We start from the raw sequence: 26,746 nt of genomic DNA on the forward strand, positions 1-26,746 counted from the left end.
CCGGTCCGCCTGCAGCACGGCGGAGCGTCGCGAGAGCACCCGTGCTCGTCGGCCGCCGCGGTCGTCATCCGATCGCTGCTCATGCGGCCGCCGCCCGCGACGACACGAGAGGAGACACCCGTGCGATTCGTCCTGGCGATCGCGACCTTCGTGGTCGCGGCCCTCATGATCGGGCTGGGGATCGCCCAGCACACGTTCCTGGCGGGACCCGACCGCATCACCGCGGCCACGTCGTCCACCGGCGACGCCGCGTACGCGATCGTCGACGGGAAGACGCTCAACGCGCATCCCGGCCTGCAGGACACGGTCGTCCGCGGCGACGGCGAGGTGTTCGCGGCCTACGGCCCCACCACGGACGTGGAGGCGTGGGTGGGCAGCAGCCCCTACACGCGCATCGCCATGGACGACCAGGGTGCGCTGACGAGCCAGGTCGTGCAGCCGGAGGCGACCACGCCGACCCCCACGCCGAGCCCCACCGCGGGAGCCTCGGGCGCCGATGCGTCGGGCACCGCGACCGCGGCGACGTCCACGGTCACCGACCCGCGCGGATCCGACCTCTGGCTCTCCGAGCAGACCGGTCAGGGCGAGGTGCAGCTCAGCACCCGCCTCCCCGACGACGTCAGCCTGATCCTCGCCACCGACGGCCGGGCCGCCGCGCCCGCGGACGTCGAGCTCTCCTGGCCGTCCGAGGGCGAGTCGCCCTGGGTCGTGCCGCTGGTGGTCGGCGGCATCGTGCTGCTCGTCGTCGGACTCGTCCTCTACCTCCTCGCGCTCCGCCACCTGCGCCGCAGCCGCGGACCGCGCCGCAACCTGCCGCCACGCGGCGGCCCGCGCATCCCGCGCATCGGCCCGGCCGCCCGTCGAGCGGCCCTCACGGCCGGCAGCGGCGCCGCACCCGTGACGCCCCGCGGCCGCGGTCGTCGAAGCCGCATCGCGCTGCCCGTGTTCGTCGTCACCGGCCTCGCGCTCAGCGGGTGCACCGCGCAGGGCGCGCCGGCCGACCTGGCCGCGGGCGTGGGATCCACCGCGACGCCCACCCCGACCTCGTCGCTCGACGCCGCCCGCCAGGCGGAGGACGCGGATCCGCCCGTCGTGACGCAGGACCAGGCCGAGCGCATCGTGTCTCGCGTCTCCGAGGTCGCGACCGCGGCGGACCAGTCGCTCGACGCCGCCACCCTCGCGCCCCGGTTCGCCGGCCCGGCGCTCCAGGAGCGCACGTCGGACTACCAGGTGCGCAAGGCCAAGCCCGACATCGCAGCCGTCCCCGCCATCCCCGCCGGCGACCTGCAGCTGACGCTGCCGCAGGCCACGGTGGCCTGGCCGCGCACTGTCGCCGCGGTCGTCAAGGACCCGGACACGGAGGACGCGCCCACGCTGTCGCTCACGCTCGTGCAGGACAGCCCGCGCGAGAACTACCGCGTGCTCTACGCGATGCCCATCTCCACCACCGCGGCGCTGCCGGACGTGGCCCCGGCCGCCATCGGCGCGGCGCGGCTCGCGGCGGACGTGAAGCTCCTGGCCGTGCAGCCCGACCAGCTCTCCGCGGCCTACGCCGACGTGCTCAACAACGGCGACGCCAGCCAGTACGCCGCCCTCTTCGACCCGACCGACGACGGCGTGCGGGCGCAGGACGCCAAGCGCAAGGTCGACTTCCCGGCGTCCATCGGGGAGACGGGCACGGTCGAGTTCGCGGCCACGGCCGACTCCGCCACGCCCGTCGCCATGTCGACCGTCGAGTCGGGGGCGCTCGTCAGCGTGACCGTGCAGCTCGGCATCGTCGCGAAGCCGACCGCGGAGGGCGCGAAGGTCAACGCGAACCCCGAGGTCCAGGCGATCACCGGGCTCACCGACTCGGCGAAGGGCTTCGACACCGTCCGCACGGCGCAGATGCTCATGTACGTGCCTCCCGTGAACTCGGGCGAGAAGATCCGTCTCTACGCCTCCAGCACCCACATCACCTCGGCCAAGGAGCTCCCATGACGAACGTGCCCCCCTCCGCCGCCAGCCTCCGCGGCGCCGTCGACCTGTCCTCGCTCGTGAACCGCGCCCAGGCGCCGGCGGCTCCCGCGGGAGCGCCGGCCGGAGCCGCTGCGGCCGGAGCGCCCGGTGCGCCGGGCGTCGATGCCGGCACCGCGGGCGCCCCGCAGACGGTGGACGTCCCCGGCCTCGTGCTCGCGGCCGACGACGCCTCGTTCACGCAGTTCCTCGACATCTCGTCCGTGGTGCCCGTGATCGTCGAGCTGGTGTCGACGGGACTCGCCTCGAGCCGCGAGCTGTCGCCCCTGCTCGAGCGCGTCGTCACGGACCAGGGCGGACGCGTGCTGCTCGTGCGCATCGACGTGGACCAGAGCCCGCAGCTGGGGCAGGCGTTCCAGGCGCAGACGGTCCCCACGGTAGCGGCGCTCATCGGCGGGCGGCCCGTCGGCCTCTTCGCCGGCGTGATCCCGGAGGACCAGGTGCGCGACGTCATCCAGCAGGTGCTGGAGCTGGCGCAGCAGAACGGCGTGACCGGCCAGGCCGTGGCTCCCGACGCATCCGCCGCTCCGGCCGCCCCGGTCGAGGAGCCGCTGCCGCCGCACCACGCGGAGGCGTACGCCTTCATCGAGCAGGGCGACTACGCGTCCGCGGCCGCCGAGTACCGCACCGCCATCGCGCAGAACCCGCGCGACGCCCTCGCGGTCGCGGGGCTCGCGCAGGTGAGCCTCCTGGAGCGGCTCGACGGGAAGGCGGCCGACGAGATCCGCGGCGGTGCCGCGGCCGCCCCCGGGGACGTGGACGCGCAGCTGCTCGTCGCCGACCTCGACCTCTCCGGCGGGCACGTCGAGGATGCGTTCACGCGCCTGCTCGAGCTGTTCCCCTCGGCCGACGCCGACGGTCGCGAGGCGATCCGCCAGCGCCTGCTCGAGCACTTCGAGGTCGTCGGCCTCGAGGATCCTCGGGTCGCCGTGGCACGTCGCCAGCTCACGCGCCTGCTCTACTGACGCGCGTCCCCACTCACGACGACGGCGCCGCACCCCCGAGGGGTGCGGCGCCGTCGACGTCTGCCCGATCCGATCAGACCGTGGGCACCCGCGGGGTGCCGTCGTCGGATCCGGGGGCGTCGTCCGTGGTGGACAGCCCTTCGACGGGCGGCTGCGCGTCGGGCGACTGCGGCAGCACAGGCAGGGCGTCCGGCTCGGCGAACGGCGTGCCGTCGGCGCGCGACTCGTCCGCGTCGGGTGCCGAATGCGCGGGCGCCTCGATCGGAGTGAGGTCGGCAGGATCCTGCTTCAGTCGGAGCCAGAGGCCGGCGAGCGGCGGCAGCGTCAGCTCCGCCGACGCGGGGCGGCCGTGCCAGCCCTCGTCGCCCGCGTGCACGGCGCCGAGGTTGCCCACGCCGGATCCGCCGAACTGCTCGGCGTCCGTGTTCAGGATCTCCTCCCACACGCCCGCCTGCGGCAGCCCCAGCCGGTAGCCCTGGATGGGCGCGCCGGAGAAGTTGTGCACGACGGCGACCTGGTTGCCCTCGCGGTCGCGGCGGAGGAACGCGAGCACGTTCCGCCCGGCGTCGCCCGCGTCGATCCACTCGAAGCCGGCCGGGTCGTTGTCGAGCGCCCAGAGCGCGGGCGTGTCGATGTAGGTGCGGTTGAGCGAGCCGACGAGGTCGAACAGGGCGCGGTGCACGGGCTGGTCGAGGATCCACCAGTCGAGCCCGCGCTCCTCGCTCCACTCGGAGACCTGCCCGAACTCCTGGCCCATGAAGAGCAGCTGCTTGCCGGGGTGCGACCACATGAACGAGAGGTAGGCGCGCACGTTGGCGAGCTTCTGCCAGTGGTCGCCCGGCATCTTGCCGACGAGCGAGCCCTTGCCGTGCACGACCTCGTCGTGGCTGATGGGGAGGAGGAAGTTCTCCGTGTACGCGTAGACCATCGAGAAGGTGATCTGGCCGTGGTGGTACGAGCGGTACATCGGGTCCTCGGCCGCGTAGTCGAGGGTGTCGTGCATCCAGCCCATGTTCCACTTGAGGCCGAAGCCGAGGCCGCCGTCGCTCGTGGGGCGCGTGACGCCGGGGAAGCTCGTGGACTCCTCCGCGATCATCACGATGCCGGGGTGGGTGCGGTACGCGGTGGCGTTGACCTCCTGCAGGAAGCTGATCGCCTCGAGGTTCTCGCGGCCGCCGTGCACGTTGGGGAGCCATTGGCCCTCCTCGCGCGAGTAGTCGAGGTACAGCATCGAGGCCACGGCGTCGACCCGGAGGCCGTCGATGTGGAACTCCTCGAACCAGTACAGCGCGTTGGCGACGAGGAAGTTCCGCACCTGCGAGTGCCCGAAGTCGAAGACGAGCGTGCCCCAGTCCTGCTGCTCGCCGCGGCGCGGGTCGGTGTGCTCGTACAGCGGCTGGCCGTCGAACTGCGCGAGCGCGAAGGCGTCCTTCGGGAAGTGCGCCGGGACCCAGTCGACGATGACGCCGATGCCGGCGCGGTGCAGCGAGTCGATGAGGAACTTGAGGTCGTCGGGGGATCCGAAGCGCGAGGTGGGCGCGTAGTAGCCGGAGACCTGGTAGCCCCAGGATCCGCCGAACGGGTGCTCCGCGAGCGGCAGGAACTCGACGTGCGTGTACCGCAGCTCCTGGAGGTAGGCGACGAGCTCGCCGGCGACCTCGCGGTAGCCGAGGCCGGGACGCCAGGATCCGAGGTGCATCTCGTACACGCTCATGGGGGAGTCGTGCGGGTCGCGCGCGGCCCGCTCCTCGAGCCAGGCCGCGTCGTCCCACTGGTAGCCGCTCGTCTCGACGCGCGAGGCGGTGGCGGGCGGGACCTCGGTCATGCGGGCCATGGGGTCGGCCTTCTCGATCCACTGCCCGGCCTGCGTGAGGATCTCGAACTTGTACGAGACGCCGGGCTCGACGCCCGGCACGAAGAGCTCCCAGACGCCGTTGCCGTCGAGGCGGCGCATCGCGTGCTGCACGCCGTCCCAGCCGTTGAATCCGCCGATGACGCGGACGGCCCGAGCGTGCGGCGCCCAGACCGAGAAGGAGACGCCCCAGTAGGTCTGCGCGACGCCCCAGTGCTCGCGGTGGTGGGCGCCGAGGACGTCCCAGAGGCGCTCGTGGCGGCCCTCGCCGAAGAGGTACAGGTCGAGGTCGCCCACGGTCGGGAGGAAGCGGTAGGGGTCGTCGCTCGTCCAAGTGCCGCCGTCGGAGTAGCGCGCCTCGACCTGGTAGTCCTGCAGGCCGAGCACGTGCGCGCCCTGCCAGACGCCGTGGCCGACGTGGGCGAGCGCGACGCGGGCGCCGGTGGAGAGGATCACCGAGACCGCGTCGGCGAGCGGACGCAGCGCGCGGACGACCACGAGGTCGTCGCCGACGCCGTCGATCGCGACGGGGTGCTGGCCGAGGAGGGAGTGGGGTCCGGAGTGGACGCCCTCCGCGACGGCGCGCAGGTCGTCGTCGGCGACCTCGGGGAGGCGGATCGGGTCGGAGGCGGACGCGGAGGCGGAGGCGGGCGCCTCCTCCGCCGCGCTGTCGTCCGCCGGCACGACCACGTCGGCGCCCTGCTCGACGTCGGCGTCTGCGGCCGGCGGCACGATCACGTCGGCGCCGGACAGCTCGCCCTGGGGGTCCTGCGGGTCGTGCTGGGGGGTGGTGTCTGTCATGTCCGTCATCCCTTCGATGCGGTCGGGGTGACCCGGAACACGTGCACGGGGTGCGTGAACGCGTCGAGCCGGACGAAGTTGGAGGTCGACCACGTGTAGACGTCGCCCGTGAGGAGGTCCTCGACGTCGAACACGGCGTCCTCGGCGAGGCCCCAGCGGGTGGGATCGAGGTGGACCTGGGTCTCGCGCGCGGAGTGCGGGTCGACATTCGCGACCACGAGAATCGTGTCGGCCTCGCCCGTGCCCGTGTGCTCGGCCGCGAGGTGCTTGGAGTAGACGAGGATCGAGTCGTCGTCGCTCCAGTGCACGTCGAGGTTGCGCAGCTGGCGGAGCGCGGGGTGCTGGCGGCGGATCTCGTTGAGCCGCGTGATCTCCGGCGCGATGGATCCGCCGAGCTCCTCCTGGCGGGCCCAGTCGCGCGGCTTGTACTCGTACTTCTCGTTGTCGATGTTCTCCTCGGCGCCGGGGCGCGCGACGTTCTCGATCAGCTCGTAGCCCGAGTAGATACCCCACGACGGCGACGCGGTGGCGGCGATGGCCGCGCGGATCCGGTACGCCGCGCGCCCGCCGAACTGCAGGTACGGCGTGAGGATGTCGTGCGTGTTCGCGAAGAAGTTCGGGCGCAGGTAGTCGCTCGTCTCGTGGCTAACCTCGGTGAGGTACTCCTCGAGCTCCTGCTTCGTGTTCCGCCACGTGAAGTACGTGTACGACTGCTGGAAGCCGATCTTGGCGAGCGTCCGCATCATCGCGGGGCGCGTGAACGCCTCGCTGAGGAAGATCGCGTCGGGCTCGTCGCGCATCACCTGGTGGATGAGGCGCTCCCAGAACACGAGCGGCTTCGTGTGCGGGTTGTCGACGCGGAAGATCTTGACGCCGAGGCCGAGCCACACGCGCATGACGCGGAGCATCTCGCGGTACGACCCTTCCGGGTCGTTGTCGAAGTTCAGCGGGTAGATGTCCTGGTACTTCTTCGGCGGGTTCTCCGCGAAGGCGATCGAGCCGTCGGGGAGCGTCGTGAACAGCTCCGGGTGCGTCGTGACCCAGGGGTGGTCGGGCGAGGCCTGGAGCGCGATGTCGATCGCGAGCTCCATGCCGTGCTCGGCGACCGCCTGGACGAACGCGCGGAAGTCCTCCGCCGTGCCGAGCTCGGGGTGGATGGAGTCGTGGCCGCCGTCCTCGGAGCCGATGCCGTAGGGCGAGCCGGGGTCGTGCGGGCCCGCGGTGAGGGTGTTGTTCGGGCCCTTGCGGTTGGTGCGGCCGATGGGGTGCACCGGCGGGATGTAGACCACGTCGAAGCCCATGTCGCGGATCGCGGGGAGCCGGCGGGCGGCGGTGACGAAGGTGCCGCTCGTCCAGGATCCGTCCTCGTGCTCGACCGCGCCCTCGGAGCGGGGGAAGAACTCGTACCAGGATCCGACGGCGGCGCGCTCGCGCTCGACCACGATGGTGCGCTCGGGGGAGAGCGTGACGAGGCTGCGGAGGGGGACGCGGTCGATCGCCGCGAGGACACCGGGGGTCGTGGCGGCGGCGAGGCGCGCGTCGGGTGCGGCGTCGGCGTCGGAGATGCCGGCGAGGGCGGCGCGGAGCACGTCGCGGTCGGCGGCGTCGCGGGTCTCGTCGGCGGCGGCGCGCTCGAGCGCCTCGGCGCCGAGGGCGAGCATCACGTCGACGTCGAGGCCAGCGGGCACCTTGATCTCCGCGTTGTGCAGCCACGTGCCGAAGTCGTCCGACCACGCGCTCACGCGCCAGGTCCAGACGCCCTGCGTCTCGAGCTGGGCCGTCGTGATCCAGCGGTCGAGGCCGGGCTTCGTGGCGTCGAGGGACATGCGGTGCGCGGTGACCGCGCCGGTCGGGTCGGTGAGGAGCACGTCGGCGTCGATGAGGTCGTGGCCCTCGCGGAAGATCGTCGCGCCGAAGGGCACCACGTCGTGGACGAAGCTCTTCGCGGGCCAGAGGTCGTCCTCGATCTGCGGGGTGAGCGACAGGATCGGGATGCGGCCGATGACGGGGACGTATGCGTCGGGCTCGTGCTCGGCGGCGGGCGTCGGCTCCGCGGGCTGCGTCGGCGACGCGGTGGGCGTCGGCCCGGCGACCGGCGCGGCATGGCGGGGAGCGGACGGCGCCGATGCGACGGGCTCCGGCATGGATGCGACCGGCGCAGCGGGCTCGACGGGGGCGGCGGGCGCCGGATCGCGCGTCGGCGTCGGCGTCGGCTCCGCGGCCGCGGCGGCGAGAGCGGGCTCCGGGGCAGCGGGCATCTGCGGTGCCACGGGCGCCTGCGGCTCCGCGGGCGCCTGCGGTGCCACGGGCGGCTGCGGTTCCGCGGGCACCGGCGGGATCACGGGCGGCTGCGGCTCCGACGCGGCGGGCGCGGGCGCCTCCTGCGCGGGAGCCTCCGGGATCATCGGGAGGCGGGGCTCGGGCGGCTTCTGGGCGTCCTGGAGCTTCTGGGCCTTGGCGGCCTTGCGCGCTGCACGGCCGCGCACCGGGCGGGGGAGGGGATCGGGTCCGTCCTGGGGTGTGGTCACTGTTCGACCGTAGCCCGTGCGCCGTCCGGCTGTCGCTCGCCGCGGCGGTGGCGGGCGCCGTGCGGATGCCCGACGCCCGCCCGTCACCGTCCGTCCGGCAGGCGTCCACGGAGCCTCCACGCGCCGGCGGGACCCTGGTGCCTGCCACCCCGCGGCCCTAGGCTCGGGAGCCATCCGCGCGGGCCAGCCCGCCGCCGTCCGGTCCGAGGGAGTCCCGTGAAGGCCATCCGCAGATTCACCGTCCGTGCCGTCCTCCCGGAGGAGCTGTCCGCGCTGGACGAGCTCGCCGGGAACCTGAGATGGTCCTGGTACGAGCCCACCCGACGCGTGTTCGCGCACGTGAGCCCCGAGCTGTGGGAGGGGACGGGCCATGATCCGGTCGCGCTGCTCGGCGCGGTCGACCAGGAGCGGCTGCGCGAGCTCGCAGGCGACGAGGGGTTCGTGGCCTGGGCCGAGGAGCAGCGGGCGGACCTCCGCGCGTACGTCCGCGAGCCGCGCTGGTACCAGCAGCTGGAGGGCGACGTGCCCGAGGCGATCGGCTACTTCTCGCCCGAGTTCGGCATCGCCGCCGCGCTGCCGCAGTACTCGGGCGGCCTCGGGATCCTCGCGGGCGACCACCTGAAGAGCGCGTCCGACCTCGGGGTGCCGCTCGTGGGCGTCGGCCTCTTCTACCGCTCCGGCTACTTCCGCCAGGGGATCTCCTCCGACGGCTGGCAGCAGGAGACCTACCCCGTCTTCGACCCCGACGGCCTGCCGCTCCAGGTGCTGCGCGACTCCGACGGCGCGCCCGTCCACGTCGCCCTCGAGCTGCCCGCCGACCGCACGCTGCACGCCCGGATCTGGCAGGCGCGCGTCGGACGCATCCCGCTGCTCCTCCTCGACACCGACGTGCCCGAGAACGACGACGACCTCCGCGGCGTCACCGACCGGCTCTACGGCGGCGGCGGCGAGCACCGGCTGCACCAGGAGCTGCTGCTCGGCATCGGCGGCGTGCGGGCGATCGCCGCGCACGCCCGCGTCACCGGTGCGCCCGTCCCACGGGTCTTCCACACCAACGAGGGCCACGCCGGCTTCCTCGGCGTCGAGCGGATCTCGACGCTCATGGCCGACGGGCTCGACTTCGACGAGGCGCTGCAGGTGGTGCGCGCGGGCACCGTGTTCACGACGCACACGCCCGTGCCCGCGGGGATCGACCGGTTCGACGTCGGCCTCGTGCGCGAGCACGTCACGGAGCGGCTGCTGCCCGGGGTGCCGCCGGAGCGCGTGCTGGCGCTCGGCGCGGAGCTCCACGACGGCGGATCCCCGGACGTGTTCAACATGGCGCTCATGGGCCTCCGCCTCGCGCAGCGCGCCAACGGCGTCTCGCAGCTGCACGGCGAGGTCAGCCGCGGCATGTTCGCCGGGCTCTGGCCGGGCTTCGACACCGACGAGGTGCCGATCACGAGCGTCACGAACGGCGTGCACGCGCCGACGTGGACGGATCCGATGCTCATGTCGCTCGCGCGCGAGCGCCTCGGCACGTGGGACACCACGGCGGCCGACTGGTCGTCGACGGCCGTGAGCGACGGCGACCTCTGGGACGTGCGCGGCCGGATGCGCCGCCAGCTCGTCGAGGACGCCCGTCGCCGCGTCGTGCGCGCCTGGCGCGAGCAGAACCCGGGCGCCGTCGAGCCGGCGTGGCTCGAGGACGTGCTCGACCCCGAGGTCCTCACCATCGGGTTCGCCCGGCGCGTGCCGACCTACAAGCGCCTCACGCTCATGCTCCACGACCGGGAGCGCCTCCGCCGGATCCTGACCGACCTGGAGCGGCCCGTGCAGATCGTGGTCGCGGGCAAGTCGCATCCGGCGGACGACGAGGGCAAGCGCCTCATCCAGGAGCTGGTGCGATTCGCGGCCGAGCCGGGGATCCGCGGCCGCCTCGTCTTCCTGCCCGACTACGACATCGGGATGGCGCAGCTGCTCTACCCGGGCACCGACGTGTGGCTCAACAACCCGCTGCGCCCGCTCGAGGCGTGCGGCACGTCCGGCATGAAGGCCGCGCTCAACGGCGCGCTCAACCTGTCGATCCTCGACGGCTGGTGGAACGAGTACTTCGACGGCGGCAACGGCTGGGCGATCCCGTCGGCCGACCGCGCGCACGACGGCGCCGAGCGCGACGCGATGGAGGCGACCGCGCTCTACGACCTCATCGAGAACCGCATCGCGCCGCGCTTCTACGACCGCGACGCCGACGGCGTACCCGTCGGCTGGGTGCACGACATCCGGCACACCCTCCGGACGCTGTCGCCCGAGCTCAGCGCCGATCGCATGGTGCGGCAGTACGTCGAGCGGCTGTACGTGCCGGCCGGCCGGGCGCAGGCGGTCGTCGCGGCCGACGGATCCGCCCGGGCCCGCGAGCTGGCGGCGTGGCGCGGACGCGTCGTCGCCGCGTGGCCGTCGGTGCAGGTCGCGCACGTCGAGTCGGAGGGCGTCGAGCACCAGGCCCAGGTCGGCGACGAGCTGCGCGTGCGCGCGTGGGTCGCGCTCGGTGGCCTCGGCGCGGGCGACGTGACGGTGGAGGTCGTGCACGGGCGGACAGGCGAGGGCGACGTGCTGACGGACGTCACGCGGCACGCGCTCGAGCCCGTGGGCGGATCCGGCGGGCAGCAGGAGTACGCGGGCACCGTGCGGCTCACGACCGCGGGGCCGTTCGGGTACACCGTGCGCGTCGTGCCGCGGCACGAGCTGCTGGCGTCGAGCGCGGAGCCGGGGCTGGTCGCGGTCGCGAGCTGACGCGGCCGGGCGGCGCGCTCGGGCCCGCCCGGCTCCCCGCCGCCCCGCCTTCTCAGGCCGGGGTGGCGGAGAGCTTCGCAGCGAGCACCTCGGCGAACCTGGCGTACCCGCGGTCGTTCGGGTGGTTGTCCGGGCCCATCCAGCCGTAGGGGTCGGACGCGCCCTCGCCGACCATGCGGGGGATGTACGCGCCGATCTCGAACACGTCCGCCAGCGGATCCGCCGATGCCGCGTCCCGCAGCGCGCCGATGTAGTCCGCCCAGGTCGTGCCGCGGATCGGCAGCGTCGTCCGCTCGTACGGCGGCGTGAACAGGATGGGCGCCTCGCTCGTGGTGCGGATCAGCTCGATGAGCACGGCCGCGTCCGAGCGCACCTGCTCGGGCGTGCGGACGACCACGTCGTTGATGAGGTGCTCGGGCATCCAGAGGTCGAGCTCGAAGCGCGGGGCCGAGCGGATCCACGTGCTCACGCCGTCCGGACGCGCCTTCTCCGACAGCTGCCAGAGCTGCGACCCGGAGTTGCCGCCCTCGATGACGTGGACGCCGCGGTCCTCGTCGCCGTCGAAGAGCCAGGCGCCCTCGAGCTCGGGCTTGCCGCCGGCCCACGCCACCGTGATCGCGTGCTCGGCGGAGTCCATGGGCGGGCTCGTCCAGGTGAGGGATCCGCCGACGTCGGCGCGCACCGTCTCGGGCTCGCCGTCGTCGACCTGCACGGTGATGGCGGCATCGAGGCCGGGCGCCCACCAGCACACCCGAGCCGAGGTCATGCGCGCGGTGTACGTGCCGGGACCCGACGCCTCGGTGAGCATCACCACGCGCCGCCCCCAGCCGTGCCGGCCGCCCGCGGCGGGCGTCCCGGCGAACGCGAAGCCCTGGTCGGCCGGCACCGTGATCTGGTGTCGGGACGCGATGTAGTCGAGTCCGCCGCGCGCGCCCGAGGGGAGCGCGCCGCGAAGCCGGTCGCGGAGCTGGGCGGGGTAGGCGTGCTGGAGCGTGGTGGCGCCCTGGCCCTCGGTGATGCTGTCGCCGAGCACGCCGATGGTCAGGCGGCGTTCCCGCACCTGCTCCCGCAGCGCGTAGAAGCCGGCGAGCGCGTCGTCGGGGGCGTAGGTCATGGGGTCGATCGGCGGGCCGCCGGATGCGGTGACCTCGGGCGCGGCCGGATCCCCGGGATCCGGGGTCGGGGTGGCGGTGGCGCCGCCCGTGGGCGGGGCGGGCCGGGGCGTCGTGGTGCAGCCCGCGACGGCGGCCACGGCGGACAGCGCGGCCAGGCCGCCGCCGGCGACGAGCGCGCGGCGGGTGATGGTGCGGCGTCGATCGGTCGGGCGGGCCACGGGCGGCGCGTCGGGGGAGCGGTCGCCGGGCGGTGCGGGGGACTCGTCGGTCATGTGCGGCGTCCTCGGAGGTTCTGGGCGCGGCGGTGCGCGGCGGATCGTGCGGGCGCCTCCAGGAGAGCACACGAGCGCCGCGCGACGCGAACCCGGCGCGGCCCCCGTCCGGGACTTCGCGTGGCGCCCGTGCGCGCCGCAGCCCGGCGCGGGGCCCCGGACGCCGGGAGGGTCGCGTCAGCTGGCGCGGTAGATCCGCAGCGCCGGACCGTCGACCTCGACCCGGTCGCCGGGCGCGTCCTCCGTCGCCACGACTTCGGGCCGCTCCCACTCGCTCGACCACAGGAGCCGCCAGCGCGTCACCCCGTCGTGCTCCGGCAGCGTCACCTCCGCGCGGGACTCCTGCCCGTGGACCACGACGAGCACCGTGTTCGGGTCCTCCGTATCGGGGGTGGATGTGGTGATCCACTGCAGCGTGCGGGTGCCCGTCGACTCCCAGGCCGCCTCGGTCATGGGCGCGCCGCCGGCGTCGCGCCAGGCGAGGACGGACGCGCTCGGCACGTGCGCGTCGGGCTCGGCGTATCGGACGGGCCGGAGCGCCGGGTTCTCCCGCCGGATGCGGATGAGGTGCCGCGTGGTCGCGTGCAGGTCCATCCGCCACGCGTCCTCGTCCCAGCGCATCCAGGTCGCCGCGTTGTCGAGGCAGTAGCCGTTGTTGTTGCCGCGCTGGGTGCGGCCACGGTCGTCGCCCATCGTGATCATGGGGATGCCCGCGGACACGAGCAGCGTGCCGAGGAGGTTGCGCGACGTGCGGCGGCGGGCCGCGAGGATCGCGGCGTCGCGCGTCGGCCCCTCCACGCCGTGGTTCCAGGACCGGTTCGCGTCCGTGCCGTCGCGGTTGGACTCGCCGTTGCCGCTGTTGTGCTTGCGGTCGTAGGAGGTGAGGTCCGCGAGCGTGAAGCCGTCATGCGCGGTGACGAAGGAGACGGAGGCGAGCGGGCCGCGCTCGGCGGCGAAGGTGCCCGATGACCCCGCGAGGCAGGACGCGAGCGCCCCCACTCCGTTCGGGGCGCGGCCGGTGCGCCGGGACTCGGCCACGTCCGCGAGCCAGAAGTCGCGCACGACGTCGCGGTAGCCGTCGTTCCACTCGCTCCAGCCGGATCCGAACCCGCCCGTGCGCCAGCCGCCCATGCCCACGTCCCACGGCTCGGCGATCATGAGGAGGCCGTCGAGCGCCTCGTCCTCGACGATGGCGCGCAGCAGCGGGTGCGCGGGGTCGAAGTCGACGCGCTCGTCGCGGCCGAGGGTCACGGCGAGGTCGAAGCGGAAGCCGTCGACGCCCATGACGTCGGACCAGTGCTCGAGCGAGTCGAGCACCAGGCGCTGCGCGTCGGGCCGGGACAGGTCGACCGTGTTGCCGCAGCCCGTCACGTCGATGGGCGTCCCGTCCGGCGTGTGCCGGTAGTACCGCGAGCCGTCGATGCCACGGAGGCTCGTGACCGGCCCGTCGGCGCCCTCCTCGGCGGTGTGGTTGTAGACCACGTCGAGCACGACCTGGATCCCGGCGGCGTGCAGCGCGTCGACCATGCCGCGGAACTCCGCGGCGACCGCGTCGGCCCCGGCGTCGCGCGCGGCACGGGTGGCGTAGGGCGCGTGCGGCGCGAGGTAGGCGAGCGTGTTGTAGCCCCAGTGGTTGATGCGGCCCTGCGCGCGCAGCCGCTCCTCGCTCGTGGAGGCGTGCACGGGCAGGAGCTCGACCGTCGTGATCCCGAGGTCGGCCAGGCGCTCGACGGTCGCCGGGTGCCCGAGTCCCGCGTACGTGCCGCGCAGCTCCTCGGGCAGCCGCTCGTCGAGCTTGGTGAAGCCGCGCACGTGGAGCTCGTAGAGCACCTGGCGGTCGCGCGGCACGACCGGTCGCGCGGCACGGCGGGCGGCGCGCTCCTCGGCGGGCACCTCGCTCGTCACGACCGAGCGCCACGCGGCGGGACCGACCTGCACGAGGCCGCCCGCATAGGGGTCGAGCAGGTGCCGCGTCGGGTCGAAGGAGTCGCCGGGTGCCGGGTCGCCGTCGACGCGCACCGAGTAGGCGGTTCCGGGGACGAGCCGTGAGCTGGATCCGGTCCAGACGCCCTCGTCGCCCCGCTCCATCGCCACGACCTCGACCACGCGGCGCGGGTCGCCGACGGCCGAGACGGTGAGCTCCACGGCGGACGCGCCGTGGCTCACGACGCGCAGCGTGCCGCCCTGGTCATGGAGCGTCAGCCCCAGGGGCACGGGCGGTCCGGGGCGCTGCATGCGACCTAGGGTAGGGGGCATGACGGTCTACCTCGACCACGCCGCGACGACCCCCATGCGGCCGGAGGCGATCGCGGCGCTCGCCGGGGCGCTGACCCTGGTGGGCAACCCGTCCTCCATCCACTCGCACGGCCAGGAGGCCCGGCGCGTGCTCGAGGAGGCGCGCGAGGGCATCGCCCGCGCGCTCGACGCGGACCCGGTGGAGGTCGTGCTCACGTCCGGCGGCACGGAGTCGGTGAACCTCGGGATCAAGGGGCTGCACGGCGCGCGCGTCGCGGACGACCCCCGGCGCACGCGGATCCTCGTGCCCGACGGCGAGCACCACGCCACGGTCGACACGGTCGAGTGGCTCGAGCGGCGCGGCGCCGTCGTGGAGCGGCTGCCGATCGACGAGATCGGGCGGATCGACGTCGATGCGGTCGCGGACGCGCTCGCCGCGGATCCCGGATCCGTCTCCCTGCTCACGCTCCTCGCGGCGAGCAACGAGGTCGGCACGATCCAGCCCGTCGAGGAGCTCGCCGCCCTCGCGCGGGCGCACGGCGTGCCCGTGCACGTCGACGCGGTCGCCGCGCTCGGCCACATGCCCGTCCCGTTCCGGCGCTGGCGCGACGCGGGCGTCCATGCCGTCAGCGTCTCGGCGCACAAGGTCGGCGGGCCCGTCGGCAGCGGCGCGCTCGTGCTCGCGCGGCAGGCGACGGTGGACCCGCAGATCCACGGCGGCGGCCAGCAGCGGCAGGTGCGCTCCGGCACGCAGGACGCCGCGTCCGCGGTCGCGTTCGCGGCGGCCGTCACCCTCGCCGTCGCGGAGCTCGATGCCGAGGCGGTGCGCGTGGCGCGGCTCCGCGACCGCCTGGTCGAGTCCGTGCTCCGCGACGTGCCCGGCGCCGTGCTCCGCGGCGACCCGGATCCCGCCGGCCGCCTCCCCGGCAACGCGCACCTCACCTTCGCCGGCTGCCAGGGCGACTCGCTCCTGCTCCTGCTCGACATGGCCGGCGTCTCGGTGAGCACCGGATCCGCGTGCCAGGCCGGCGTGCCCGAGGTCTCGCACGTGCTGCTCGGCATGGGCATCCCGGATGGCGAGGCCCGCGGCGCGCTCCGCTTCACGCTCGGCCGCACCACGACGGACGCCGACGTCGACGCGCTCCTGGCCGCCTTGCCCGACGCCGTCGCGCGCGCCTCCCGGGCGGGCCTCGCGGGTCGCGCGGCGCGTAGGCTCGCGGAGTGAAGATCCTCGCAGCGATGAGTGGCGGAGTCGACTCCGCCGTGGCCGCTGCCCGGGCCGTCGAGGCCGGGCACGACGTGACGGGCGTGCACCTCGCCCTCAGTCGCATGCCGGGCACGCTGCGCACCGGATCCCGCGGCTGCTGCACCATCGAGGACTCGATGGACGCGCGCCGCGCCGCCGACCTGCTGGGCATCCCGTTCTACGTGTGGGACTTCTCCGAGCGCTTCGCGGCCGACGTGGTCGACGACTTCGTGGCCGAGTACCAGGCGGGCCGCACCCCCAACCCGTGCATGCGCTGCAACGAGCGGATCAAGTTCGCCGCGGTCCTGGAGAAGGCGCTCGACCTCGGCTTCGACGCCGTCTGCACCGGGCACTACGCGGACGTGATCGAGGGACCGGACGGGCAGCCCGAGCTGCACCGCGCGGCCGCGTGGGCCAAGGACCAGTCGTACGTGCTGGGCGTGCTCACGGCCGAGCAGATCGCGCACTCCTACTTCCCGCTGGGGTCGACGCCCTCCAAGGCCGAGGTGCGCGCGGAGGCCCAGGCCCGCGGGATCCAGGTCGCGCAGAAGCCCGACAGCCACGACATCTGCTTCATCCCCGACGGCGACACGCGCGGCTGGCTCGCCGACCGCGTGGGCGCCGAGCCGGGCGACATCCTCGACGGCGAGGGGAACGCGATCGGCACGCACCAGGGCGCCGCGGCGTTCACCGTCGGGCAGCGCAAGGGCCTCGCGATCGGCACGCCGGCTCCCGACGGGCGGCCGCGGTTCGTGCTGGAGATCCGGCCCAAGGACAACACCGTCGTGGTCGGCCCGCAGGAGGCGCTGGCGATCCGCGAGATCGCCGGATCCTCCTACACCTGGGCCGGCACCCCTCCGACGCGGCCGGACCAGCCGTTCGACTGCGACGTGCAGATCCGCGCGCACGCGGACCCCGTGCCCGCGCGGGCGTCGGTGTCGGTGGTCGATGGCAGCATGCAGCTCGTGATCACCCCGAGAGAGCCCCTGCACGGCGTCGCCCCCGGGCAGACCGCGGTCGTCTACGCCGGCACGCGCGTGCTCGGCCAGGTCACCATCGACCGCACCGTGAGCGCCGTGGACGACGCCCGGCCGCCGATGCGCGACGCCGCCCTGGCCGCCGCCGCCCTCGCCCCCGCCCTCGCCGGCGCGATCGCGGGGGAGTGAGCGTCACATGAACGACACGACGACCGGATCCGACCAGGCCGCCGACCCCGTACCCGTCGCCACGCCCGCCGAGCTCGAGGCAGCCTCCGCCCGGGTGGATGCCCTCCGCACCGAGATCGAGCGCCACCGCGACGCGTACTACGGCGCGGCAGGGGGCACCGTGTCGGACGCGGAGTACGACGCGCTCGAGCGCGAGCTGCGCGCCCTCGAGGAGGCGCACCCGACGCTCCGCAGCCAGGACAGCCCCACGCAGACGGTCGGCGGACGCGCCGAGACGACGCTCTTCGCGCCCGTGACGCACGCCGAGCGCATGCTCAGCCTCGACAACGTCTTCAGCGAGGAGGAGCTGGCCGAGTGGGCGGCCAAGGTCGAGCGCGACGCCGGCAGCGGGCGGGTCCGCTACCTCTCGGAGCTCAAGATCGACGGGCTCGCCATCAACCTCCGCTACGAGCACGGCGTGCTCGTCACCGCCGCCACGCGCGGCGACGGCGTCGTCGGCGAGGACGTCACGCAGAACGTCCTCACCATGGGCACGGTCCCGGAGCGGCTCGCCGGATCCGGCCACCCGCCGCTCGTCGAGGTGCGCGGCGAGATCTTCTTCCCCGTCGCGGAGTTCGACGAGCTCAACGCCCGGCAGCTGGAGGTGGGGGAGCGCGTGTTCGCCAACCCCCGCAACGCCGCCGCGGGATCCCTGCGCCAGAAGGAGGAGGGCAAGAGCCCCGCCCGCCTCGAGCTCATGCGCGCGCGCATCCGCCGGCTCCGCATGCTCGTGCACGGCATCGGCGCGTGGCCCGTCCGGGAGCTCGAGCGCGACGCGCACGTGTCCGCGCAGTCGGAGGTCTACGGGCTGCTGGCCGGCTGGGGCCTCCCCATCTCCACGCACTTCCGCGTGTTCGACGACATCGCCGAGGTCACGGAGTTCGTGCGGCGGCACGGCGCGCACCGCGCCGAGGTCGAGCACCAGATCGACGGCATCGTCGTCAAGGTCGACGACCTGGGGTTGCACGAGGAGCTCGGTGCCACCAGCCGTGCGCCGCGGTGGGCGACCGCCTACAAGTACCCGCCCGAGGAGGTCAACACGACGCTCCTCGACATCGTCGTGAGCGTCGGCCGCACGGGTCGCGCCACGCCGTTCGCGGTCATGGAGAAGGTCGAGGTCGCCGGATCCGAGGTGCGCCAGGCCACGCTGCACAACCAGCAGGTCGTCAAGGCCAAGGGCGTGCTCATCGGCGATACGGTCGTGCTGCGCAAGGCCGGCGACGTCATCCCCGAGGTCCTCGGCCCGGTCGTCGAGCTGCGCGACGGATCCGAGCGCGAGTTCGTCATGCCCACGCTCTGCCCGGAGTGCCAGACGCCGCTGAGGCCTGCCAAGGAGGGCGACATCGACCTCCGCTGCCCGAACGCGCGCAGCTGCCCGGCGCAGGTGCGCGGCCGCGTCGAGCACGTGGCGTCGCGCGGCGCGCTGGACATCGAGGGCCTGGGCGAGGTCGCGGCGGCCGCGCTGACGCAGCCGCTCGAGCCGGAGGATCCGCCGCTCGAGACCGAGGCCGGCTTGTTCGAGCTCACGATGGCCGACCTCGTGCCCATCACCGTGGTCGTCCGCGACGCCGAGACGGGCATGGTCAAGGTCGACGAGAAGACCGGCGAGGCGAAGCGCGTCACGCCGTTCCGGCGCAAGCGCGCCCCGAAGCGGGACGGCGCGTTCGATCCGGCCGCGCCGTGGGGCGACGAGGACAGCGTGCCCTCGAAGTCCGCCGAGGTGCTGCTCGAGAACCTCGACAAGGCGAAGACCCAGGACCTGTGGCGCATCCTCGTGGCCCTCAGCATCCGCCACGTCGGCCCGGTCGCCGCGCGCGCGCTGGCCGGCTGGTTCGGCTCGCTCGACGCCATCCGCTCCGCGAGCCGCGAGGAGCTGGCCGCGGTCGACGGCGTGGGCGGCATCATCGCCGACGCGCTGCTCGACTGGTTCGAGGTCGACTGGCACCGCGAGATCGTCGACCGCTGGGAGAAGGCGGGCGTGGTCACGGCGGTCCCCGGCCACCCGGGTCCGGGCGCGGCGGCCGCGGCAGGCGGCGTGCTCGCCGGGCTCACGGTCGTGGCCACCGGGTCGCTCGAGGGCTACACGCGCGAGGGCGCGCTCGAGGCGATCATGGCGGCGGGCGGCAAGGCCGGGTCCAGCGTCAGCAAGAAGACCCACTACGTCGCCGCGGGTCCCGGCGCGGGATCCAAGCTCGGGAAGGCAGAGGCGCTCGGCGTGCGGATCATCGACGCGGCCGAGTTCCGCCTGCTCGTGGAGCAGGGGCCCGACGCCATCGCGCTGCCGGACGCGGATCCGGTGCCGGACGCGGACCCGGTGCCCGACGCGGATCCGGCGGCCGATGCGGATCCGGCGGCCGATGCGGATCCGGCGGCCGATGCGGCCGGGGCCCCGGCGGTCGGCGAGGCGGCCGAGGTCGCGACCGCGGAGGTGAAGCCGAAGCGCACGCGGAAGCGGAAGGCGCCGGCCGCCGCGGATGTCGCGTCCGCCGCGGACGTCGACGCGGACGCCGCAGCCGACCCGGAGCCGGGCGCCCCCGGGCCGGGCGGCGGCGCAGAGACCCCCTGATCGGGCCTCCCGCCCGACACCCCGCGCCGTTACCATGGAGCCACGCGTCGGCGCGGGGCGCGCCGACCTCGGGCGCCGGCCCTCCCCACGCCGCATTCTGGGGGATCTGAACCGTGACGACTCGCGTGCGCGCGCTGCTCACCGCCTCGGCCATCGCATGCGCGCTGGTCGGGGCGCTCGTGGCACCCGCGGCCCCTACCGTCGCGGCGACGCGTCCGCCCGCGGTCCTCGCCGGGCCGGACGCGGCGGATCCGACCACGGGCGCGCACCTGCCGAGCCCCGCGCGCGTGATCCAGCAGCTCCGTGACGAGGACGTCTCCGACCGGGCGCTCCGCGACACGGCCCCCATCGCGCTCCTGGGCGCGCTTCCCGCGCTCGACGTGCCCGAGCTCCGGCGGCTCGCCCGCGCCATCCCGGCGACGATCCGGGATCTCATCCGCCGTCCGCCCTCCGTGTCCGGCGTCGCCGCCTGGTGGTCGGGCCTCGCCCAGGCGGAGCGGCTCGAGCTGGCGGAGGGGATCCCCGAGCTCGTGGGCAACCTGGAGGGGATCCCCGTGATCGAGCGCGACGCCGCCAACCGCCGCCTCCTCGACCAGCGCGAGCGCGAGCTGCACGCCCGGGCCGCCACGACGCCGGGGCGCGGTGCGCAGCAGGAGCTCGGGCGGGACATGGACATGCTCGCCGAGGTGCGTCGCGCGCTGGAGCCCGAGGCGGGCGGGCCCGCGCGGTCGCTGCTCACGCTCGACACGACGTGGCCGGGACGCGCCGGCGTCGTGCTGGGCGACCTCGACACGGCGGCGTACGTCTCGATCGTCGTGCCCGGCATGTTCTACTCCGTGACCGACCGCCTGGTCGACTGGACGGACGTCGCCGCGCGCCTCCAGCAGCAGCAGACGACGCTCCTCGGCGCTCGCGCGGGAGCGGAGCCGGGCGGGGCCGGCGTCGCGACCATCTCGTGGATCGGCTACCGCACGCCCGACCTCCTGGGCATCGGATCCCTCGACCTCGCGGACGAGGGCGCCCAGTACCTGGAGGACGCGATCCAGGGCATCCAGGGCCTGCGCCGCGACGACCCGCCGTACCTCGCCGTGATCGCGCACTCCTACGGGTCGACGGCGGCGCTGCTCGCGCTCTCGAGCGGACGGGCGTCCGTCGACGCCCTCGCCATGGTCGGGTCCCCGGGCGGCGCCGTCCGCGACGCCGCGGAGCTCGACGTGCCGGTCGGCCGCGTGTTCGTGGGCGAGGCGCCGTGGGATCCGGTGGTCGGGTCCTCGTACTTCGGGTCGGACCCGGGCAGCGCGTCGTTCGGCGCCGAGCACTTCGGCGTGGCCGGCACGGGCGCGGCCTCGGGCGTCTCGGCCGACGGATCCCTCGCGGGCGTCGTCGGGCACAACAGCTACTTCGACCGGGGCACGGAGTCCTTCCGGAACCTCGCGCTCATCGGGATCGACCGGCCGGTCGCGCACGACGTCCTCTCGGACGCCAGCGGCAGGTAGCGGCCGCACGCAGCACGCCGATCGCAGCGGGCCGCACGCATCGGCCCGCACGCATCGGACCCGGCGACGGTCAGCCGCGGCTGCGCTCGGCGTACTCCAGCCGCACGTCGTCCGGACCCGTGGCGACGAGGTGGCCGTCGTCCACCTGCATCGACGAGACGACGGCGAGGTCCTGGAAGTAGCGGGCCTCGAGGCCGCCGTCCTCGCACGGGAGCGTGCCGGGTGCCACCGCGCTGAGCATCCCGTCGCCCCGCTCGGCCATCCGGCCGGAGTAGTCGTTGCAGGGTCCGCGTCCGCTGACCTCGCCGCCGCCGACGCGCATCGTGATGAGCGTGTCGCCGACGCCGAGGTCGCCCGCGGAGTCGGATCCCGCGACCAGGTGCCAGTTGCCGCGCACGTCGCTCACGGGCGCGCATCCGGCGAGCGGCACCAGGGCGACCGCGGCGAGGGCGGCGACCGCGGCCCCGCGGGGGCGCCGGGATCGGCGGCGGGAGGGGATCCGGGCTGCGGTGGGCATGGGGGTCACGCTAATAGAATCTCCCGGTACCCCCGCACACAGTCCTTTGGAGACGCATGCCCGACACCCGGCCCGAGCCCGCCGACGCGACCAGCGGGGACGAGACCCCCCAGGCGCCGAACCCGCAGGCGCCGACCCCCACGGAGCAGATCAGCCGGGAGCAGGTGGAGCACCTCGCGGGCCTCGCGCGCATCCGCCTGAGCCCGGAGGAGATCGACACGCTCACGACCGAGCTCGGCCTCATCGTCGAGTCGGTCGCGAAGGTCACCGCGGTCGCGGGACCGGATGTCCCGGCCACGAGCCACCCGATCCCGCTCGTGAACGTCTACCGGCCCGACGTGCCGGGCGAGACGCTGACCACCGCCCAGGCGCTCGCGGGCGCACCCGAGCACGACGGATCCCGCTTCAAGGTGTCCGCGATCCTCGGCGAAGAGCAGTAGGAGCACCATGACAGACGACCTCACGCGCCTCAGCGCCGCCGACCTCGCCGACCGCCTCGCCTCCCGCGACGTCTCGAGCGTCGACGCCGTGCGCGCGCACCTCGACCGCATCGACCACGTCGACGGCGACGTCCACGCGTTCCTCCACGTCTCCGGTGAGCGCGCGCTCGGGCGCGCCGCCGAGATCGACGCCCAGCGCGCCGACGGCGCCGCCCTCGGGCCGCTCGCGGGCGTCCCCATCGCCATCAAGGACGTGCTCTGCACCATCGACATGCCGTCCACCGCGGGCTCGCGCATGCTCGAGGGCTGGACCCCGCCCTACGACGCCACCGTCGTCCAGCGCCTCCGCGCCGCGGGCCTCGTGCCGCTCGGCAAGACCAACATGGACGAGTTCGCGATGGGCTCCTCCACCGAGCACTCCGCGTTCGGCGCCACGCACAACCCGTGGGACCTCGACCGCATCCCCGGCGGCTCGGGCGGAGGATCCGCGGCCGCGGTCGCCGCGTTCGAGGCGCCCGTCGCGCTCGGCTCCGACACCGGCGGCTCCATCCGCCAGCCCGCCGCCGTCACGGGATCCGTCGGCGTCAAGCCCACCTACGGCGGCGTCAGCCGCTACGGCGCCATCGCGCTCGCCTCGAGCCTCGACCAGGTCGGGCCCGTCTCCCGCACCGTGCTCGACTCGGCGCTCGTGCACGACGTCATCGGCGGGCACGACCCGCGCGACTCCACGTCGCTGACCGACGCGTGGCCCTCGTTCGCCGAGGCCGCGCGCGCCGGCCAGCGCGAGGGATCCGTGAAGGGCCTCCGCATCGGCGTCGTGAAGCAGCTCGACGGCGAGGGCTTCCAGGCCGGCGTCACGCAGCGCTTCCGCGAGGCGCTCGACCTGCTCGAGCGGGCCGGCGCCGAGATCGTCGAGGTGAGCGCGCCGAACTTCGAGCACGCCATCGCGGCCTACTACCTGATCCTCCCCGCGGAGGCGTCGAGCAACCTGGCGAAGTTCGACTCGGTGCGCTTCGGCCTCCGCGTGAACCCGCCCGGCGGCGGCACCGTCGAGGACGTCATGGCGGCGACCCGCGAGGCCGGCTTCGGCCCCGAGGTCAAGCGCCGCATCATCCTCGGCACCTACGCGCTGAGCGCCGGCTACTACGACGCCTACTACGGCAGCGCGCAGAAGGTGCGCACGCTCATCCAGCGCGACTTCGACGCCGCGTTCCAGCAGGTCGACGTGCTGGTCACGCCGTCGGCGCCCACCACGGCGTTCAAGCTCGGCGAGAAGCTCGACGACCCGCTGGCCATGTACCTCAACGACCTCACGACGATCCCCGCGAACCTCGCGGGCGTCCCCGGCATCGGCCTCCCCATCGGGCTCGCGCCCGAGGACGGCCTGCCCGTCGGGATCCAGTTCATGGCGCCCGCCCGTGAGGACGCGCGCCTCTACACGGTCGGCGCCGCGCTCGAGGGGATCCTCGAGCGGCGGTGGGGCGGGCCGCTGCTCGCCCAGGCACCCGAGCTCGCGCGCGCCGCGACGCGCACCACCCTGGACGGAGACACGCACTGATGGCCAAGGCAGAGCTGATGGACTACGAGAAGGCCATCGAGATGTTCGAGCCCGTGCTCGGGTTCGAGGTGCACGTGGAGCTGAACACGCGCACGAAGATGTTCTCCGACGCCCCGAACTTCTTCGGCGGCGAGCCCAACACCAACATCACGCCCGTCGACCTCGGTCTCCCGGGCTCGCTGCCGGTCGTGAACGAGCAGGCCGTGAAGCACTCGATCAGCCTGGGCCTCGCGCTCGGCTGCGAGATCGCGCCCAGCTCGCGCTTCGCCCGGAAGAACTACTTCTACCCGGACCTCGCGAAGAACTACCAGATCAGCCAGTTCGACGAGCCCATCGCGTTCCGCGGATCCGTCGAGGTGGAGATGCCCGACGGCCGCATCGTCACGGTGCCCATCGAGCGCGCGCACATGGAGGAGGACGCCGGGAAGCTCACTCACGTGGGCGGCGCGACGGGCCGGATCCAGGGCGCCGACCACTCGCTGGTCGACTACAACCGCGCCGGCGTGCCGCTCGTGGAGATCGTCACCGACATCATCTACGGTGCCGAAGCGGAGGCGCCCGAGCTGGCGAAGGCGTACGTGTCGACCATCCGCGACATCGTCGTGGCGCTCGGCATCTCCGACGCGAAGATGGAGCGCGGCAACCTCCGCTGCGACGCCAACATCTCGCTGAGCCCGCGTGGATCCGGGAAGCTCGGCACCCGCACGGAGACGAAGAACGTCAACTCGCTCCGCAGCGTCGAGCGCGCCATCCGCTACGAGATCCAGCGGCAGGCGGCCATCCTCGCCGCCGGCGGCACGATCACGCAGGAGACGCGGCACTGGCACGAGGACACCGGCCGCACCTCGGCCGGCCGCCCGAAGAGCGACGCCGACGACTACCGCTACTTCCCGGAGCCCGACCTGCTGCCCGTGCAGCCGAGCGCCGAGCTGATCGAGGAGCTGCGCGCGGCCCTGCCCGAGGCCCCCGCGATCCGTCGCCGCCGGCTCAAGGCCGAGTGGGGCTTCACCGACCTCGAGTTCCAGGACGTCGTGAACTCCGGGCTCCTCACCGAGCTCGTGGGCACGGTCGAGGCCGGGGCCGCCCCGCAGGCGGCGCGCAAGTGGTGGACGGGCGAGATCGCCCGCATCGCCAACGCGCGCGGCGTGGACGCGGCCACGCTCATCACGGCCGAGCAGGTCGCGTCCGTCATCGAGCTGGTCGAGGCCGGCACGCTCACGAACCGCCTCGCGCGCGACGTGATCGAGGGCGTCATCGACGGCGAGGGCACGGCGCAGGAGGTCGTGGACGCCCGCGGGCTCGCCGTGGTCTCCGACGACGGCCCGCTCATCGCCGCCATCGACGAGGCGCTCCAGGCGCAGCCCGACGTGCTCGCGAAGATCCGCGACGGCAAGGTGCAGGCGGCCGGCGCGGTCATCGGCGCCGTGATGAAGGCCATGCGCGGCCAGGCGGACGCGGCCCGCGTCCGCGAGCTCGTGCTGGAGCGCGCGCAGGCCTCGTGACCGCGACCCTCGTCGCCCGCGGCCTCGCCGGAGGCCACGGGCACCGCACGCTGTTCTCCGGGCTCGACCTCACGGTCGCGCCCGGGGACGTCGTCGGCCTCGTCGGCGCGAACGGCGCAGGCAAGAGCACGCTGCTCCGGCTCCTCGCCGGCGTCGACGCGCCGCAGGACGGCCGCGTGCTGCTGTCGCCCGCCGACGCCTTCATCGGCTGGCTGCCGCAGGAGCACGAGCGGATCCCCGGGGAGACCGTCGCGGGCTACGTCGCCCGCCGCACGGGCTGCGCCGAGGCCTCGGCCGAGCTGGATCGCACCGCCGTCGCGCTCGGCGAGGGCGCGCCCGGCGCCGACGACGCGTACGGCACCGCGCTCGACCGCTGGATGGCGAGCGGCGCGGCCGACCTCGACGAGCGCCTCCCCGTGACGCTCGCGGAGCTCGGGCTCGACCTCGACCCGGAGCTCCCCACCGCCGGCCTCTCCGGCGGGCAGGCCGCGCGCGTCGCCCTCGCCGCGCTGCTGCTCAGCCGCTTCGACGTCGTGCTCCTCGACGAGCCCACCAACGACCTCGACCTGGACGGCCTCGCGCGCCTGGAGTCGTTCGTCCGCGGCCTCCGCGGCGGCGTCGTGCTGGTCTCGCACGACCGCGAGTTCCTCGCGCGCTGCGTCACGACCGTGGTCGAGCTCGACCTGGCGCAGGACAGCGTCCGCGTCTACGAGGGCGGCTACGACGCGTTCCTCGAGGAGCGCCAGGTCGCCCGGAGGCACGCCCGCGAGGCGTACGAGCAGTTCGCCGACACCAAGGCGGATCTCGTCTCCCGCGCCCGCACGCAGCGCGAGTGGTCGTCGCAGGGCGTCCGCAACGCGATGCGCAAGTCGCCCGACAACGACAAGATCCGCCGCAAGGCCGCGGCCGAGTCCAGCGAGAAGCAGGGCCAGAAGGTCCGCCAGATGGAGAGCCGCATCGCGCGCCTCGAGGAGGTCGAGGAGCCGCGCAAGGAGTGGGAGCTCGCCTTCACCATCGGGCAGGCGCCTCGGTCGAGCGCGGTGGTCGCGACGCTGCGCGAGGCGACCGTCACGCGCGGCGGCTTCACCCTCGGCCCTGTGTCGGTGCAGGTGGACGGCGGCGACCGCATCGGGATCACCGGCCCGAACGGCGCAGGCAAGTCGACGCTGCTCGGGCTGATCCTCGGCCGCATCGCCCCCGACGCGGGCGACGCCTCGCCCGGCCGGAGCGTGCAGGTGGGCGAGATCGACCAGGCCCGCCAGTCGCTGCGCGCCGAGCTGCCCCTCGCCGAGTCGTTCGCCGAGCAGGTGCCGGACATGTCGCCCGCCGAGGTGCGCACGCTGCTCGCCAAGTTCGGGCTGCGCGCCGACCACGTCACGCGTCCCGTCGAGGGCCTCTCGCCCGGCGAGCGCACGCGCGCGGGCCTCGCGCTCCTGCAGGCGCGCGGCGTCAACCTGCTCGTGCTCGACGAGCCGACCAACCACTTGGACCTGCCCGCCATCGAGCAGCTCGAGCAGGCGCTCGACTCCTACGACGGCACGCTCCTGCTCGTCACGCACGACCGCCGCATGCTCGACGCCGTGCGCCTCGACCGGCACTGGCACGTGGACGCGGGCGTCGTCACCGAGTCCTGACCGGCCGCGCCCGGTCGGGCCCCGCC

Annotated in this window: 16 protein-coding genes; 11 read left to right on the forward strand and 5 right to left on the reverse strand. The window is 74.3% G+C overall.

From position 1 onward, the window contains the following. Positions 1-120 precede the first annotated feature (120 nt). Positions 121-1,980, forward strand: a complete 1,860-nt coding sequence (locus tag NL142_RS07370; RefSeq protein ID WP_435081509.1) for a DUF8094 domain-containing protein — start codon at positions 121-123, stop codon at positions 1,978-1,980. Further along, positions 1,977-2,981 (forward strand): tetratricopeptide repeat protein, encoded by a 1,005-nt coding sequence (locus NL142_RS07375; protein WP_435081510.1) that lies wholly within the window; start codon positions 1,977-1,979, stop codon positions 2,979-2,981. The genes NL142_RS07370 and NL142_RS07375 overlap by 4 nt, the downstream gene beginning before the upstream one ends. A 73-nt stretch (positions 2,982-3,054) precedes the next feature. Here NL142_RS07375 and glgB read toward each other — a convergent pair whose 3' ends face one another. Together glgB and NL142_RS07385 are read right to left on the reverse strand one after the other, a co-directional pair. Continuing rightward, positions 3,055-5,643, reverse strand: coding sequence for a 1,4-alpha-glucan branching protein GlgB (glgB, locus tag NL142_RS07380; protein ID WP_435081511.1), 2,589 nt, complete (start codon positions 5,641-5,643; stop codon positions 3,055-3,057). Continuing rightward, positions 5,640-7,778, reverse strand: coding sequence for an alpha-1,4-glucan--maltose-1-phosphate maltosyltransferase (locus NL142_RS07385; protein WP_435081583.1), 2,139 nt, complete (start codon positions 7,776-7,778; stop codon positions 5,640-5,642). Before NL142_RS07385 ends, glgB begins: the two co-directional genes overlap by 4 nt. Positions 7,779-8,378: 600 nt before the next feature. Here NL142_RS07385 and glgP point away from each other — a divergent pair. Further along, positions 8,379-10,934, forward strand: a complete 2,556-nt coding sequence (gene glgP / locus NL142_RS07390) for an alpha-glucan family phosphorylase (RefSeq protein WP_435081512.1) — start codon at positions 8,379-8,381, stop codon at positions 10,932-10,934. 52 nt (positions 10,935-10,986) lie between these two features. Here glgP and NL142_RS07395 read toward each other — a convergent pair whose 3' ends face one another. Both NL142_RS07395 and NL142_RS07400 read right to left on the reverse strand, forming a co-directional pair. Then, positions 10,987-12,321: an SGNH/GDSL hydrolase family protein gene (locus NL142_RS07395; protein ID WP_435081513.1), complete on the reverse strand. Its 1,335-nt coding sequence runs from the start codon at positions 12,319-12,321 to the stop codon at positions 10,987-10,989. Positions 12,322-12,498: 177 nt separating this feature from the next. Then, complete coding sequence (locus NL142_RS07400; protein ID WP_435081514.1) at positions 12,499-14,556, reverse strand: glycogen debranching protein; 2,058 nt, start codon at positions 14,554-14,556, stop codon at positions 12,499-12,501. Between the two features lie 19 nt (positions 14,557-14,575). Between NL142_RS07400 and NL142_RS07405 the strand changes: the two genes are divergently transcribed. The 4 genes from NL142_RS07405 to NL142_RS07420 all read left to right on the forward strand — a co-directional run bounded on the left by NL142_RS07405 (position 14,576) and on the right by NL142_RS07420 (position 21,069). Continuing rightward, positions 14,576-15,781 (forward strand): cysteine desulfurase family protein, encoded by a 1,206-nt coding sequence (locus tag NL142_RS07405; RefSeq protein ID WP_435081515.1) that lies wholly within the window; start codon positions 14,576-14,578, stop codon positions 15,779-15,781. Further along, positions 15,778-16,968 (forward strand): tRNA 2-thiouridine(34) synthase MnmA, encoded by a 1,191-nt coding sequence (mnmA, locus tag NL142_RS07410; RefSeq protein ID WP_435081516.1) that lies wholly within the window; start codon positions 15,778-15,780, stop codon positions 16,966-16,968. Before NL142_RS07405 ends, mnmA begins: the two co-directional genes overlap by 4 nt. A gap of 7 nt (positions 16,969-16,975) precedes the next feature. Further along, positions 16,976-19,573 carry an NAD-dependent DNA ligase LigA gene (gene ligA, locus NL142_RS07415; protein WP_435081517.1) on the forward strand — a complete coding sequence of 866 codons (2,598 nt, stop codon included), beginning with the start codon at positions 16,976-16,978 and terminating at the stop codon, positions 19,571-19,573. A gap of 113 nt (positions 19,574-19,686) precedes the next feature. Next, entirely contained in the window at positions 19,687-21,069 is a 1,383-nt protein-coding gene (locus NL142_RS07420) for an alpha/beta hydrolase (protein ID WP_435081518.1), read from the forward strand. A gap of 70 nt (positions 21,070-21,139) precedes the next feature. Here NL142_RS07420 and NL142_RS07425 read toward each other — a convergent pair whose 3' ends face one another. Then, the gene (locus NL142_RS07425; protein WP_234424505.1) at positions 21,140-21,586 is read right to left on the reverse strand and encodes an META domain-containing protein; all 447 of its coding nucleotides are present in this window, start codon (positions 21,584-21,586) and stop codon (positions 21,140-21,142) included. Positions 21,587-21,642: 56 nt separating this feature from the next. Here NL142_RS07425 and gatC point away from each other — a divergent pair, with 56 nt between their 5' ends. From gatC to NL142_RS07445, 4 genes are read left to right on the forward strand one after another with little or no spacing between them, the layout of a single operon-like run. Next, positions 21,643-22,026, forward strand: coding sequence for an Asp-tRNA(Asn)/Glu-tRNA(Gln) amidotransferase subunit GatC (gatC, locus tag NL142_RS07430; RefSeq protein ID WP_194682728.1), 384 nt, complete (start codon positions 21,643-21,645; stop codon positions 22,024-22,026). Between the two features lie 7 nt (positions 22,027-22,033). Next, positions 22,034-23,584, forward strand: coding sequence for an Asp-tRNA(Asn)/Glu-tRNA(Gln) amidotransferase subunit GatA (gene gatA, locus NL142_RS07435; protein ID WP_435081519.1), 1,551 nt, complete (start codon positions 22,034-22,036; stop codon positions 23,582-23,584). Continuing rightward, positions 23,584-25,086, forward strand: coding sequence for an Asp-tRNA(Asn)/Glu-tRNA(Gln) amidotransferase subunit GatB (gatB, locus tag NL142_RS07440; protein ID WP_435081520.1), 1,503 nt, complete (start codon positions 23,584-23,586; stop codon positions 25,084-25,086). The genes gatA and gatB overlap by 1 nt, the downstream gene beginning before the upstream one ends. Then, on the forward strand, positions 25,083-26,720 hold the full coding sequence (locus NL142_RS07445; protein ID WP_435081521.1) for an ABC-F family ATP-binding cassette domain-containing protein: 1,638 nt from the start codon (positions 25,083-25,085) through the stop codon (positions 26,718-26,720). The genes gatB and NL142_RS07445 overlap by 4 nt, the downstream gene beginning before the upstream one ends. Positions 26,721-26,746: the final 26 nt, after the last annotated feature.

This window comes from Clavibacter quasicaliforniensis (assembly GCF_051201715.1).
GTDB lineage: Bacteria > Actinomycetota > Actinomycetes > Actinomycetales > Microbacteriaceae > Clavibacter > Clavibacter seminis.

What these genes read in the sequence shown, in the direction of transcription:
- NL142_RS07375 (WP_435081510.1), top strand. Translation starts at nt 1,977, where the DNA reads ATGACGAACGTGCCCCCCTCCGCCGCCAGCCTCCGCGGCGCCGTCGAC.
- glgB (WP_435081511.1), bottom strand. Translation starts at nt 5,643, where the DNA reads ATGACGGACATGACAGACACCACCCCCCAGCACGACCCGCAGGACCCC.
- NL142_RS07385 (WP_435081583.1), bottom strand. Translation starts at nt 7,778, where the DNA reads ATGCCGGAGCCCGTCGCATCGGCGCCGTCCGCTCCCCGCCATGCCGCG.
- NL142_RS07395 (WP_435081513.1), bottom strand. Translation starts at nt 12,321, where the DNA reads ATGACCGACGAGTCCCCCGCACCGCCCGGCGACCGCTCCCCCGACGCG.
- NL142_RS07400 (WP_435081514.1), bottom strand. Translation starts at nt 14,556, where the DNA reads ATGCAGCGCCCCGGACCGCCCGTGCCCCTGGGGCTGACGCTCCATGAC.
- NL142_RS07405 (WP_435081515.1), top strand. Translation starts at nt 14,576, where the DNA reads ATGACGGTCTACCTCGACCACGCCGCGACGACCCCCATGCGGCCGGAG.
- ligA (WP_435081517.1), top strand. Translation starts at nt 16,976, where the DNA reads ATGAACGACACGACGACCGGATCCGACCAGGCCGCCGACCCCGTACCC.
- NL142_RS07425 (WP_234424505.1), bottom strand. Translation starts at nt 21,586, where the DNA reads ATGCCCACCGCAGCCCGGATCCCCTCCCGCCGCCGATCCCGGCGCCCC.
- gatC (WP_194682728.1), top strand. Translation starts at nt 21,643, where the DNA reads ATGCCCGACACCCGGCCCGAGCCCGCCGACGCGACCAGCGGGGACGAG.
- gatA (WP_435081519.1), top strand. Translation starts at nt 22,034, where the DNA reads ATGACAGACGACCTCACGCGCCTCAGCGCCGCCGACCTCGCCGACCGC.
- gatB (WP_435081520.1), top strand. Translation starts at nt 23,584, where the DNA reads ATGGCCAAGGCAGAGCTGATGGACTACGAGAAGGCCATCGAGATGTTC.